The organism is Sphingobium sp. B7D2B (genome assembly GCF_025961895.1).
GTDB lineage: Bacteria > Pseudomonadota > Alphaproteobacteria > Sphingomonadales > Sphingomonadaceae > Sphingobium.
The window spans coordinates 3,435,268-3,448,350 of sequence record NZ_JAOQOM010000001.1; the positions used below are offsets into that span (position 1 = coordinate 3,435,268).

13 protein-coding genes are annotated in these 13,083 nt (G+C 65.5%); 5 read left to right on the forward strand and 8 right to left on the reverse strand.

Going from position 1 to position 13,083, the window contains the following annotated elements; translation table 11 throughout:
• Positions 1 to 51 precede the first annotated feature (51 nt).
• The 4 genes from M2341_RS15825 to M2341_RS15840 all read left to right on the forward strand — a co-directional run bounded on the left by M2341_RS15825 (position 52) and on the right by M2341_RS15840 (position 3,966).
• The gene (locus tag M2341_RS15825) at positions 52 to 612 is read left to right on the forward strand and encodes a nuclear transport factor 2 family protein (protein ID WP_264585889.1); all 561 of its coding nucleotides are present in this window, start codon (positions 52 to 54) and stop codon (positions 610 to 612) included.
• The gene (locus M2341_RS15830; RefSeq protein WP_264585890.1) at positions 609 to 1,100 is read left to right on the forward strand and encodes a nuclear transport factor 2 family protein; all 492 of its coding nucleotides are present in this window, start codon (positions 609 to 611) and stop codon (positions 1,098 to 1,100) included. The genes M2341_RS15825 and M2341_RS15830 overlap by 4 nt, the downstream gene beginning before the upstream one ends.
• 132 nt (positions 1,101 to 1,232) lie before the next feature.
• Positions 1,233 to 1,409: a YezD family protein gene (locus tag M2341_RS15835; protein WP_264571822.1), complete on the forward strand. Its 177-nt coding sequence runs from the start codon at positions 1,233 to 1,235 to the stop codon at positions 1,407 to 1,409.
• 106 nt (positions 1,410 to 1,515) lie between these two features.
• Entirely contained in the window at positions 1,516 to 3,966 is a 2,451-nt protein-coding gene (locus tag M2341_RS15840) for a TonB-dependent receptor (protein WP_264585891.1), read from the forward strand.
• 174 nt (positions 3,967 to 4,140) lie between these two features.
• Here M2341_RS15840 and M2341_RS15845 read toward each other — a convergent pair whose 3' ends face one another.
• Positions 4,141 to 5,607, reverse strand: coding sequence for a carotenoid oxygenase family protein (locus M2341_RS15845; protein WP_264585892.1), 1,467 nt, complete (start codon positions 5,605 to 5,607; stop codon positions 4,141 to 4,143).
• Between the two features lie 216 nt (positions 5,608 to 5,823).
• Here M2341_RS15845 and M2341_RS15850 point away from each other — a divergent pair, with 216 nt between their 5' ends.
• Positions 5,824 to 8,109 (forward strand): S8 family serine peptidase, encoded by a 2,286-nt coding sequence (locus tag M2341_RS15850; RefSeq protein ID WP_264585893.1) that lies wholly within the window; start codon positions 5,824 to 5,826, stop codon positions 8,107 to 8,109.
• Between the two features lie 156 nt (positions 8,110 to 8,265).
• Here M2341_RS15850 and M2341_RS15855 read toward each other — a convergent pair whose 3' ends face one another.
• From M2341_RS15855 to M2341_RS15885, 7 genes are all read right to left on the reverse strand, one after another.
• A complete protein-coding gene (locus M2341_RS15855; RefSeq protein ID WP_264585894.1) occupies positions 8,266 to 8,625 on the reverse strand; it encodes a HesB/IscA family protein in 360 nt (119 codons plus the stop codon).
• A gap of 94 nt (positions 8,626 to 8,719) precedes the next feature.
• Complete coding sequence (locus M2341_RS15860) at positions 8,720 to 9,217, reverse strand: SUF system Fe-S cluster assembly protein (protein WP_264585895.1); 498 nt, start codon at positions 9,215 to 9,217, stop codon at positions 8,720 to 8,722.
• Positions 9,214 to 10,482 carry a cysteine desulfurase gene (locus M2341_RS15865; protein ID WP_264585896.1) on the reverse strand — a complete coding sequence of 423 codons (1,269 nt, stop codon included), beginning with the start codon at positions 10,480 to 10,482 and terminating at the stop codon, positions 9,214 to 9,216. Before M2341_RS15865 ends, M2341_RS15860 begins: the two co-directional genes overlap by 4 nt.
• A 244-nt stretch (positions 10,483 to 10,726) precedes the next feature.
• Positions 10,727 to 11,479 carry a SufD family Fe-S cluster assembly protein gene (locus M2341_RS15870; RefSeq protein ID WP_264586067.1) on the reverse strand — a complete coding sequence of 251 codons (753 nt, stop codon included), beginning with the start codon at positions 11,477 to 11,479 and terminating at the stop codon, positions 10,727 to 10,729.
• Positions 11,479 to 11,823, reverse strand: coding sequence for a hypothetical protein (locus M2341_RS15875; protein ID WP_264585897.1), 345 nt, complete (start codon positions 11,821 to 11,823; stop codon positions 11,479 to 11,481). The genes M2341_RS15870 and M2341_RS15875 overlap by 1 nt, the downstream gene beginning before the upstream one ends.
• Positions 11,820 to 12,566 (reverse strand): Fe-S cluster assembly ATPase SufC, encoded by a 747-nt coding sequence (gene sufC / locus M2341_RS15880; protein ID WP_264577202.1) that lies wholly within the window; start codon positions 12,564 to 12,566, stop codon positions 11,820 to 11,822. The genes M2341_RS15875 and sufC overlap by 4 nt, the downstream gene beginning before the upstream one ends.
• On the reverse strand, positions 12,566 to 13,033 hold the full coding sequence (locus M2341_RS15885; protein WP_264571816.1) for a hypothetical protein: 468 nt from the start codon (positions 13,031 to 13,033) through the stop codon (positions 12,566 to 12,568). Before M2341_RS15885 ends, sufC begins: the two co-directional genes overlap by 1 nt.
• Between the last annotated feature and the right edge of the window lie 50 nt (positions 13,034 to 13,083).

Below are 13,083 nucleotides of genomic sequence, written 5' to 3' on the forward strand. Positions count from 1 at the left end.
CCTCCGCTCGATGATGCCCGGCAAGGGCGCACAGAACAGAGGGAGAGTGCGATGCGTGATGCAATTATAGCTGCAGGCCTGCTGGCCATGGCCGGACTGAGCGGGGCGAGCCTGGCAGAGACGCCAAAAGCGCCGCTCACCGTCGAGCAACGGCTGCAGCGGGTGGAGGATGAGCTGGCGATCCGGCGCATCATCGTCGATTATGCCGCCACGCAGGATGCCCGCGACTATGCCGCCTATGCGAATCTGTTTGCCACCGATGGCGAATGGGCGAACGGTAAGGCCGTCCACAAGGGGCGCGCGGCGATCCGCCAGTTGCTCATCAACCTCTACGGCACGCCGCCCGCGGGCTTCGTGAACAACGAGAACTATCATCTCACCTCCAACATCCAGATCGACATCGACGGTGACCGAGCGACGGCGCACTCCCGCCACCTGCTCATCTGGCGCGGCCCGAATGGCGAGCCTGTCCCGGCGCTCGCGGGCCGTTATGAGGACGAATTCATCCGCGAGAATGGCGAATGGAAGATCCGGCGCCGCGTCGATTATCCGGTGATGCCCACCGCCGAGGAATGGATGAAGGTCGTCCGCGCGCGTCAGGCCGCGCAATGATCGCGTTGCACCCCATCGCCGCGATCGCGCTGCTCGCCGGCGCCGCTCTTCCGGCCAGCGCCCAGCGCGATGAAACCGCCGATCGCGCCGCCATCCACGCGCTGCTCGTCGCTTATGGCAGCACGCTCGATGCGCGCGACTTCGCGGGGTTCGGGCGACTGTTCGGTAAGGATGGCGTCTATGCCGCCGGCGGTGGCGCAGAAGCGCGGGGGCCGGCTGCCGGCGAGATGATGCGTAAGGTCTTCGCCGGCAATGCCATGGGCTTTGCAGAGCCGAATTATCACCTGTTCTTCAACGAGGTCGTGACGTTCACGGGCTCGGACAGCGCCAGGGCGACGTCCATGTCGCTCTACGTCGTGCCGGATGAGCGGAACCGGCCCACGCCCATGCTCATGGCCGCCTATGAGGACGATCTGGTCCGCGAAGACGGGCGCTGGGTCTTCGCGCGCCGGTCTGTGAAGGGGCTCATGCCTGCACGCCGACCTTAGCGAAGATTGGGCGGTGCAGGAGGAAGCTGCTGTTCCTCGCGGAAAAGCAAATGTTCATCGCAATCCTATTGTCAATATAATCGATTGAGTTAAGTTAGCGCCTCCGACCCGGCAAAACAGGAGGAACGGCCGATGTCCACACCCACGCCCCATTCCGCTGCCCAGAGCGGGGATGACCCCCATGGCAGCGCGCTCTCTCTGATTCGGCAGCATCTTGACCGCCTCAAATTCGGCGCCGTGCATCTGACTGTGCACGAAGGCCGCCTCGTCCAGATCGAGGTGACCGAGAAGACCAGGCTGACCGCCTGACCCTTTCCGTCGGGCCGCCTGGCCGCCCGCACCGATAACAGACCCATAGCATGATGCTGACCGGACCACTGGAGGCATCCCTTTTTTCAAACAAGGGGATTTCACCATGGTCAACAGACCGCTTCTTTCGCTGAGCGCGCTCGCCGCAGCTCTTCTCTTTCACAGCACCGCACAAGCGGACGAGACCGCGGGCGCAGCGGCCGCTAGCGGATCCCACAGCACGGCCGCCGCGCATGAAGACCGCAGCGCCCCGCAGGATATCGTGGTGACGGCGCGCCGGCGCTCCGAAACCTCGCAGGAAATCCCGATTGCCGTCTCCGTCGTCGGCGGCGCCCAGCTCGACAGCACCGGCGCCTTCAATGTCGGCCGTCTCCAGCAGCTCGCGCCGACGCTGCAATTCTATTCCTCGAACCCGCGCAACACTGCGGTGAACATTCGCGGCATCGGCGTGCCCTTCGGCCTCACAAGCGACGGCTTCGAGCAAGGGGTCGGCATCTATGTCGACGACGTCTATTATTCACGCGTGGCCTCAGCCACCTTCGACTTTCTCGACGTTGCGCAGATTGAAATGCTGCGCGGGCCGCAGGGCACGCTTTACGGCAAGAACACAACCGCCGGCGCGATCAATATCACCACCAACCAGCCGACCTTCGATTTTGAGGGCAAGGCGGAGGTCAGCGTGGGCAGCCTGAACTTCAAGCAGGCCAAGGCCGCCATTTCCGGCCCGCTCTCGGACACGCTGGCCGCACGCATCGCCGTCTCCAGCACCAGCCGGCGCGGCACGATCTATAATGTCACGACCGACCGGTGGATTCAGAGCCAGGACAATATCGGCCTGCGCGGGCAGTTGCTGTGGAAACCCACCGACACGTTCAGCGCCACCCTTGTGGGCGACTATAGCGAGCAGGATGCAGCCTGCTGCGGCTCGGTGTTCGTGCGCACCGGCGCCACCCAGCGCCCGCTCAATCGCCAGTTCGCCGCCTTGGCTGCGGCGCAGAACTACGCGCCACCCAGCCTCAATGGCTTTGACCGCCTCACCGATCTCGATGCCAGCCTCAATGCCGGCAACGTGATCGGCGGCGTCGCCCTGCGGTTGAAGTGGGATATCGGCCCCGGCACGCTGACTTCCGTGACGGCTTGGCGCAGCTGGAACTGGAAGCCGGAGAACGACCGCGATTTCACCGGCCTGCCGATCGTCACCCTCTCGCAGAACCCCTCCCAGCAGGATCAGTACACGCAGGAGCTGCGCTATAATTACAGCGGCAAGCAGTTCGATTTCGTTCTGGGCGCCTTCGCCTTTAACCAGCGGATCGACACGCAGGGAACCGAGCAGCATGGCGCGGCATCCAGCCGCTGGACGCTGAACCCGACCAGTGCGCTCGCCAGCAACCCGGCGGTGCTGAATGGGCTGACCGCGCGCAACACGCAATATCTCAAGAGCACCAGCCTGGCGCTGTTCGGCCAGCTGGCCTGGAAAGCTACCGACGCGCTGACCATCCAGCCGGGCCTTCGCCTCAACTATGACAAGAAGGAAGGCTTCTACCAGCGCCGCGTCTTCGATGGGCAGGGCGTGGAAATCTTCGCGACGGACACGGGCACTGTGCGTGCAGCGCAACTCGGTGTCTTCACGCCGCAGCTCAGCGCGCCGGAGGCCAGCGACTGGAACTTCAGCTACGACCTCACGGTGAGTTACCGCGTCGCCCCGGACATCCTGACCTATGCGACCTATGCCAAGACCTTTAAGACGGTCGGCATCAACCAGAACGGCCTGCCCACCGATGCCGCCGGCAATCCGATCCTCGCCGCCGGGCAGATCCGGCCCGAGCAGGTCCAGCATTTCGAGGCCGGCATCAAGGCGCAGTTCTGGGATCGCCGCGCGACGCTCAACCTCTCGGCCTTCCGCACGGACATTAAGGACTATCAGGCCACGGTGAACAACGGCCAGTTCGGGGTGCTGCGCGGTTACCTCGCCAATGCCGACAAGGTCCGCTCGCAAGGCGTGGAGGTCGACTTCTCGGTGCGCCCGAGCCAGCGCTTCAATGCCTATGTGAATGGCGCCTACACGGACGCGACCTATCGGCGCTTCGTCGACGCGCCCTGCCCGCCGGAGCTTTCTGGCGGCACGGCGGCCGGGAGCAATGCGCCGAGCGCGCCGGGCACGCCCGGGGGCTTGAGCCCGGCAAATTGCGACATCTCCGGCCAGCGCCTGCCGGGCGTCTCCAAATGGGCGCTCTCCTTCGGCGCGGAAGGCAATGTGCCGGCAACGCTGCTGGGCCAGACCGGCGAGGTGTATCTCGGCTACGACGGCAGCTATCGTTCCAACTTCTCGTCCAACGCCTCGCCCTCGGCCTATACCTGGATCGATGGCTACAGCCTGTCGAACGTCCGGCTGGGCTTCCGGACGGATGCCGGCCTCGACATCTTCGGATGGGTGCGAAATGCCTTTAACGAGAATTATTACGAGCAGCTGTTCGTCGGCCCCGGCAATACCGGCCTGATCGCCGGCCTGCCCGGCGACCCCCGCACCTGGGGGGCAACGGTGAAGGTCTCGTTCTGATGGGAAGGGGCGGGAGGCTAAAAATCTCCCGCCCTAATGCGCGCCAGAAACCACCCCTCCGTTCGTGTCGAGCGAAGTCGAGACACCAAAGCGCAGCGCTGGGCGTGTCTCGACTTTGCTCGACACGAACGGGATGTTGGGATGGCGGCCTTTAGAGGGAGTGCAACCTCGCCCTCAAATGCCCGCCAGCTGCGCCCCAGTCGACCAATTACCGTGCAACCCCTGCCGGATACGCACCGGCAGCTTAGCCCGGGCGATCGGTCCCTCGTCGACATGCTGGGCATCGAAGAAGCACAGCTCCGAATAATTGGTCACGTGATTGTCGACCAGCGCGATGACATAGCCCTCGCCTTCCGGCGCATCCGCTGATTTCGGAACGAAGCAGGGCTCCTGGATGCCGCATTGCGGCCCGGGCCACCAGCTCTTGGTGCTCCCGGTCGCCAGATCGATATGGGCCAGGCTGTTGATCATGCCGACGAACGGCCCGCCCGGGCCTTCATAGGGTTTCTCGCGATCCATCACGAGCATCCAGCCATGGCGATAGGCCTGCGTGGCGTAGCGGTCATCGATCCGGGGGAACTCGTCGGCGAGATTGGTCAGCTTTTCGATGCTCTCGAACTCGTCGTTGTTGGACGCCATGTCGACGCTCCACCGGCTGAGATAGCCCAAGCCGGCAATGGGGTCGAACGGCGCGCCGTGAATATCCGGGAAGAAGGGGAAGCTGTTGTTGGCCGCCACCGGATGATCGAAGTAGATCCGCGTGCCCTCGTTGAAGGCGTTCATCACATGCCCCACGAAGCAGTTGGATGGCGCCTTGAACCAGCGCATGTCCGCCGCCGTGGCGCCGGCCTGCCGGGGTAGCACGGCAAGCCAGACCGGCTGGGTGGTGTCGAACCCGAAATAGGGCAGGCGCTTTTCCAGCCGCTCCATGCTGGTGAGCAGCGGCATGACCGAGAAGACCGCATAATCTTCCGTCACGCCGAAATCGTGCATCATGCACAGATATTTGTTCTGGAAGGGAATCTCGAACAGCAACTCACCGGTTGGCGAGATTTCCATATAGCTCATGTCATGGGTCATCGGCCCTTTGGACATGTAGGAGAAAGCACACATATTGCCGGTCGCCGGGTCGATCTTCGGATGGGCGCAGAAGGTCTTGCTGTCGATCCGACCGCCGAAGTCGGTGTAGCCATGGGTCTCCAGCGTGTTCGGGTCCATGAGCAGGCAGGGGCTGTCCTCCTTCATGGCGTAGAGCTTGCCGGCATGGACCAGCACATTGGTATTGGCGGTGCCGCGAATCTGCCCCTCGACGCTCGGGTCGTCGGTCAGGTGATTGCGGTACATGCCGAACAGCGACTTGCCGGCCTTGTTCTCCAGCTTCCATTTGTCGGTCTGCGCATAACGCTGGCGGAAATCGACCTTGCCATCGTTGACCCGGAACATGCTGACCATGCCGTCGCCATTGAAGAACTGGTCGTCCTCGAATTTGGGCGCGAACTGATTGTCCGGGTGGACGCGGTGGAAGGCGCCATCCAGATCGGCGGGGACTTCCCCCTCAATCTCGACGTCGTGAATGTCGCCCTGCAAACGGAGCGGGCGAAGTGTACCGGTGAAACCGAACGTGTTGGGGAAATGGGCCATGCGTCGCTCTCCTCGATTCTCTCTCTCGCGCCTGATCTACCGGCCCGCGCATCCGCAGAAATTGATCGAGCGCAACACGCGCCTGGATCATCTCGTCGCCTGATTGGACAGGCTGGCAACCGCCCCCTCGCAGCCCTGTTTTTGCGAAACAGCCCGTTAACCAGGCGCCGCTAATGTCGCAGCGCGCATCGTCGCGCGGACGGGGAACCTGCAATCATGCGGCATGTGATCGCTTTTGGCTCGGTAGTGGCGCTGCTGACGCTGGCCGGCTGTGGGGGTGGCGGTGGCGCGCTTAACTCGACGCCCACACCCGCGCCGGCTCCCACACCGACACCGACTCCGACCCCGGCACCCACGCCCGCGCCGACACCCAGCACGGTCAATTACGACACCAGCGAATACCGCAACTCTTCCGGCCTGCCTTATCATGGCGCGATTACTGCCTATCAGGCGGGCGCCAGCGGCGCGGGTGTGACGGTGGGCGTGGTGGACAGCGGCCTCTCGGATCCGACCGGCGAGTTCACCGGCCGGATCAGCGCCGCCTCCGCCGACTTTGCCGGCAACAGCAGCTACACGGATGTGGAGGGCCATGGCACGGCAGTCTCGGCAGTGCTGGCCGCCGGACGCAACAACCGGCGCGTGATGGGGATGGCCTGGGGCGCGACCGTGATGGCGCTGCGGACCGACGACCAGTCCGACTGCGATGCCGATGGCTGCAAGCACAGCACCACGGCCATTGCCAACGCCATCGACCATGCCCGGATCAATGGCGCGCGGATCATCAACGTCTCGCTCGGGGGCGGCGCGGCTCCCAATTATCTGCTGCAGGCGGTGAAGCGCGCCACCCAGGCCGGCATCATCATTGTCATTTCCGCCGGCAATAACGAGGACGGCCAGCCCATGATGGCCGCGCCGGACGAGCTGGCGCAATCCTTTGCCAACCCGGCCTATAGCAACGGCCTCGTGATCATCGCGCCATCGGTAAACAGCAATGATACGGTGAGCAGCTTCTCGGCCGGTGTTGCCGGCTTCGAGAGCGTGAGCATCGCCGCGCTCGGCAGTCGCGTCCTGTCCTTCGATCACACCGGCACTGATTATCTCTATTCCGGGACATCATTCGCCGCGCCGCAGGTGGCCGGCGCCGCTGCGCTGCTGGCGGATGCCTTCCCCAATCTCACCAGCGCGCAGATCGTTGCGCTGCTCAAGAACAGCGCGCGCGATGTCGGCGCGCCGGGCGCGGATGCGCGCTATGGCGTGGGCATCCTGGATATCGCCAAGGCGTTCCAGCCTGTCGGCCCGCTCAGCATGGCTGGCACACAGATCGCGCTCTCACCCCTTTCGACCAGCATACTGTCCGCACCGATGGGCGATGCCACGCCTGCCGCGCTGGATGCGGTTGCGCTGGACGATTATCAGCGCGCCTATCGCGTGGACCTGACCCCGCGCTTCGCCCGCCCTGCACCGCGCCGGGAATTCGCCGCTGCGCTCGACACCGCCCAGCGCCATCTCAATCTGGGGACGCCGGCGCTCAGCCTGTCGCTCAATCTCCGCCCGACGGTCGAGGCCGCCACCACGCGCGATCCGTTTGCGTTCCGTCAGTCAGACGAGGCCCGCACCCGGCTGCTCTCCGGCACGCTGAGCGCGCAGATCGCGCCCCACGCGCGCGTGATGTTTGGCCTGCGGACGGGCATCGCCGCCCTGGAACAGCGCCTCGCCGACCGTGCCGGCCCCAGCTTCCTGATGGCGGATCATGGCTTCGATGCCGATCATGCCGACCGGCAGGCCCAAGCCGCCCTCACCGTCTCGCAGCAGCTGTCACCGGCGCTGACCGTTACCGGCGGGTTCGAGCGGGGCGATATGCAACGTGCCGCTCTCGCGGATGCCGAGCAGTGGCGCGCTACGCCCTATCACGCGGCGTCGCTCTCGCTCGACTATCAGCGCGGGGCGATCGGCCTCACTGCCGGGATGACGATGCTGGACGAACAGGCCACGCTGCTCGGCGCCCGCTTCTCCGCCAATTTCGGCGCGCAGTCGGCGCGCAGCCTGTTTACGCGGTTGGGGGCGCGCGCCGACCTGCCGGGCGCCGTCCGCCTCTCGGCCAACTGGCAGCGCGGCTGGACCCGCGCCGCGGCCGGCGGAGCCTTGCGCGAAGGCGGATCGCTGGTCAGCCAGAGTTGGTCGGCCGATCTGGCCCGTGGCGATCTCTTCGCGCCCGGCGATCTGCTGGGTCTGCGCATCTCCCAGCCGCTGCGTGTCATCGCCAGCCGCTTCACGCTGATCGTACCGCAGACCTGGGACTGGGAGCAGCAAATGGCGACCGACGCGCGCGTGCCGCTCAACCTTCTGCCGCGCGGCCGCCAGCGCGATTATGAGCTGAGCTATGGGCGCGGCATCGGCCCCGGCTGGCTCGGCGCCAACCTCTTCCTGCGCGAGCAGGGCGGCAACATCGCGGCCATACCCGACGAGCTGGGCATGGCTCTGCGTTGGTCGGTAGGGTTCTGAGGCTCGAGTGCTGCCGAATGGTGGGCTGGCCAAACCGAGAGCCCACCTGTTCCCGTCATTCCCGCGAACGCGGGAATCCAGAACCCAGCCGAACTGCGATTGCGCCCCTGGATTCCCGCGTGCGCGGGAATGACGAGAGGGGAGAATTGTCCGCCTTCAAACGGTGAAGCTTTCGCCGCAGCCGCAGGCGCCCTTGGCGTTGGGATTGTTGAACACGAAGCCGGCGGTGAAATCGTCTTCCACCCAGTCCATGGTCGAACCGATCAGGTAGAGCACCGAGGCGGCATCGATGAAGAACAAGCCGCCGGGCGTCTCGATCCGCTCATCGAACGGCGCGACCTCGCTCACATAGTCGACGGAATAGGCCAGCCCCGAGCAGCCCCGGCGCGGCGTGGAGAGCTTGACGCCCATCGCGCCCTCAGGCGCTTTGGCCATCAGGTCCGCAACGCGCTGCTCGGCGGCCGGCGTCAGCGTGACGGCGGCAGGCAGCGGGCGCTTGGTGGTGGTCGTGGTCATGGCTCCGTCCTTCACAGTAACTCCGGTCGGGCAGGTCGGGAAATAACCGCCAGCCCCCACCCCAACCCTCCCCTGAAGGGGAGGGGCTTAGTGTTTATAGCATCCCCAGTTCCAGCTTGGCTTCGTCGCTCATCTTCTGCGGGTCCCATGGCGGGTCCCAGACGAGATTGACGTCCACCAGCCCGACGCCAGGCACCGATCCGACGCGCATTTCCACTTCGCCGGGCATCGATTCCGCGACCGGGCAATGCGGCGTCGTCAGCGTCATGGTCACGGAGACATGATTGTCCGCGCCCACCTCAACCCCGTAGATCAGCCCCAGATCGTAGATGTTCACTGGGATTTCCGGATCGAAGATGCTCTTGAGCGCATCGATCACCGCATCATAGGTCGCGCCGCCCGGCTCACCTGCGGGCGCATCGCTGGGCTTCTGGGCGAGAAAGCCCTCCAGATAGTCGCGCTTGCGGGCGACCTTGTCCGAGGCGTTTTCCGCAACGCCGGAAGCATCCTCCACCACATCGCTCACGCGAGCGCGCGGCGGCGGAGCGACGCCTTCGACTTCCTCGGTCCTGATTCTGCTCTCGTCATTCATCCGAATATCGTCCTGACCCGATCGAGGCCACGCAGCAGCGCCTCGATATCGCTTTCATCATTGTAAATCCCGAAGCTGGCCCTCGCCGTCGCCTCGACGCCGAGATGCGCCATGAGCGGCTGTGCGCAGTGATGGCCCGCGCGGATCGCCACGCCGCTCTCATCCAAGATAGTGCCGATGTCGTGGGGATGAACCCCCTCCATCACGAAAGAGACGATTCCCGCCGCATCCTCCGGCCCGAGCAGGCGGATGGTGTTGATGCCGCGCAACGCCTCGCGCGTGCGGGCGACCAGTGCATCCTCATGGGCAGCCATGCGATCGAGCCCGATCGCCTCGACATAATCGATTGCCGCCGCCAGCCCGATCGTCTCGATGATCGCGGGTGTCCCGGCCTCGAACCGCGCCGGGGGCGGTGCATAAGTGGTGCGCGCAAAGGTCACCTTGTCGATCATCGCGCCGCCACCATGATAAGGCGGCATGGCCTCGAGAATATCGCCGCGCGCCCACAGCACGCCGATGCCGGTCGGGCCGTACAGCTTGTGGCCGGAGAAGAGGTAGAAATCGCAGCCCAGCGCCTGCACGTCGATGGCAAGGCGCGGCGCGGCCTGGCAGCCATCGATCAGCAGCAGCGCGCCGGCGCCATGGGCGATCTCCGCCGCGCGGCGAACGTCCAGTACGCTGCCGAGCACGTTCGAGACATGTGCAAGCGCCACCAGCTTGTGCTCCGGGCGGATCATCGCCGCCATGGCATCCAGATCGATGCGGCCATCGGGCGTCAGCGGCACCACGTCGATCTGCGCGCCGGTCCGCTGCGCGATGAGCTGCCAGGGGACGATATTGCTGTGATGCTCCAGCGTTGAGAGCAGGATGCGGTCGCCGGGCTTGAGATTGGCCCCGCCCCAGCTCTGCGCGACGAGATTGATCCCCTCGGTTGCCCCGCGCACGAAGACGATCTCATTCTCGCTCGGCGCGTTGATGAACCGCGCAACCCGGCGCCGCGCGGCCTCAAAGGCCAGCGTCATGTCCGCCGAGCGCGCGTAGACGCCGCGATGCACAGTCGCATAATCCGCGCCCATGGCCCGCACCGTGGCCTCGATCACCGCCTGCGGCTTCTGTGCCGTGGCGGCGGTATCGAGATAGTGCCAGGGCTTGCCGTCAACGGTGACGAGGCCGGGGAAATCGGCGCGACGGCTGAGGAGCGCGTTCGTGGTTGCGGCGGAGGGTGTCTCGACTTCGCTCGACACGAACGGGGTCTTGGTCGTCATCACGCTGACATCTCCGAACAGAGCGCGCGAGCGCGAACCCGAGGCCGGAATAACCCGATCAACCCCACCCTTCCGTTCGTGTCGAGCGAAGTCGAGACACACCCAGCACCGTCCCTTCCCGTGCTCCTGTCAAGGCAGGAGCCCAGGGGGGCAAGGGCAGTCGGTTGCGCCCTGGACTCCTGCCTTCGCAGGAGCACGGGGGCGGCAGAGGCCTGCGACCCATTCAGAAGAGCAGCACGCCCCATCATCCCAGCGCCTCCAACCGAGCCCGCGCCACGGTCGCGAACCGCTCGCGCTCGGCCTCGTCGGCCATGTCGTCGAACAGCCCGGCGATGAAGGCTTCGAGCAACAGCGCCTTGGCGCTCGCCGGATCGATCCCGCGCGAGGCCATGTAGAACAAGGCAGCGGCATCGAGCTGGCCAATGCTGGCGCCATGGGCGCACTTCACGTCATCGGCGAAGATCTCCAGCTCCGGCTTGGCATTGGCCGTGGCGGTGCGGCCGAGCAGCATCGCCTTGAAGCTCTGCGCGGCATCGGTCTTCTGCGCATCGCGCGCGACGCGGATCTGCCCGAGATAGTTGGTTGTCGCCTTGCCCGCCGCGATCGCCCGCACGGTCTGTGCACTGGTCGCTTCCGGCTCGGCATGGTTGAGCGTCGTCACCAGTTCGATGGTCTGCGCGGCGCCGCCGATCAACGCCGCCTTCAGCTCGAAATGCGCATGGCGGGCGAGCGTTACGTCGAAGGTGACACGGCCCAGCGTGCCGCCGCTGTTCAGCAGATGGACGTTGAGCGTGCCGCCCGCGCCGATCTCGACCAGATGATCGCGCACGATGCTCTCGCCGTCCGCGCCATCCTGCAGCAGCGCCAGCGTGCGCACCTCACCGGGAGCGACGACGATCCGCTCGGGAGCGCCCACGGGCCAGACCTGCGCCGCGGCATCGAGGTCGCTATAGCGCCAGGCCTCGTCGCGGCGCGTGGGGAGCGTTGCCGATGCCATCATGCGCCGCCTCCCGCACGCTCGGTCGACAGATACTCGCGAATGCGCGCGACCAACGAGGGCCGGGCCTTGTCCACACAGGCGCGCACCTCGTCCTGCGACGCCTTGCCCTTGCGCACGCATTGCGTGGTGGCCTTGCACAAGGCCGCGTCGAGCTTGCGCACGCCGGTCGATTCACTCAATCCGCAATGATATTTGCCCGCCGCGTCACGGGTGATGCCCACTTGGACGCCGCGCAGGCGCTGCGCGATGACGGTGATGTCCTCGTCGGTCGCGCCCTCATTCGGCACCGGCGGCGCAGCGACGGCGCTCTGGGCGAGCATCAAGGCGGCAATCAAACTCATGCGGCGACCACCTCGGCATAGCCGTCCTTCTCCAGCGCCAGCGCCAGTTCCGGTCCACCCGATTTCACGATGCGGCCGGCGGCGAGCACGTGCACGAAGTCCGGCTGCACATAATCGAGCAGGCGCTGATAATGGGTGATGAGCAGCACGGCCTTGTCCGGCGCGCGCATGATCGCGTTGATCCCTGCGCCCACGGTCTTGAGCGCATCGATATCGAGGCCGGAATCGGTCTCGTCGAGAATCGCCAGCTTCGGGTCCAATATGCCCATATGGACCATCTCGGCGCGCTTCTTCTCGCCGCCGGAAAAGCCCACATTCACCGGGCGCTTGAGCATCTCCATGTCCATGCCGAGCAGCGCCGCCTTCTCGCGCGCCAGCCGCAGGAAATCGGCGGCGGACAGCGGCTCTTCACCGCGGACGCGGCGCTGGCTGTTCAGCGCCTCGCGCAGGAACTGGACATTGGAAACGCCAGGAATCTCGACCGGATATTGGAAGCCGAGGAACAAGCCGGCGGCGGCGCGCTCATGCGGCTCCATGTCGAGCAGATCGGCGCCGTTGAACGAGACGCTGCCCTGCGTCGCTTCATAGCCGGGCCGGCCGCCAAGCGTATAGGCCAGCGTGGACTTGCCCGCGCCGTTCGGCCCCATGATCGCGTGGATTTCCCCCGCATTGATCGAGAGGCTGAGGCCCTTGAGGATGGCCTTGCCGTCGATTTCGGTGTGGAGATTGTCGATGATCAGCATCAGCGCGCGCCTTCCTGCTCGTGCTGGCGGATGAGCGTGCGGGCCGTCCAGAAGGCCATGTCGCGCACGTCGCCGGGGGCGGGGAACAGCGTGTCGATGTGCCGCTTGATCGGCATATAGGGCCACCAGTCGGCGCCCGGCTCCGGTGCGCCCTTCTCCAGCAGGCCCACGACGAACTCGCTCACCGGCCCCATGCGCGCGAGGTTGGGCGCCTTCGCCTTGTGGAACGCCTTGTCCGTCCGCAGCCGCTCGGTGAACGTCGCATCGCCCTTGGCCAGCGCCTCGCGGCACTGCGCCTGATAGGCATCGAGATCGCCGAAATCCTGGACGGCACGCGGCTGAAGCTCGCCCTCTTCCAGTTCATAATCCTCGGTCAGGATGCGGATGGCCGCCGTCCACGACTGGCCATTGCCGACATCTTCCGCGAAATCGGCGAGGGCATCCTGGATATCGTCTTCGTCGCTCAAAAGTCTCGTTCCTGTAAAAGCCCGCTCAGGGAGAGGGTGTTTAATGTTCG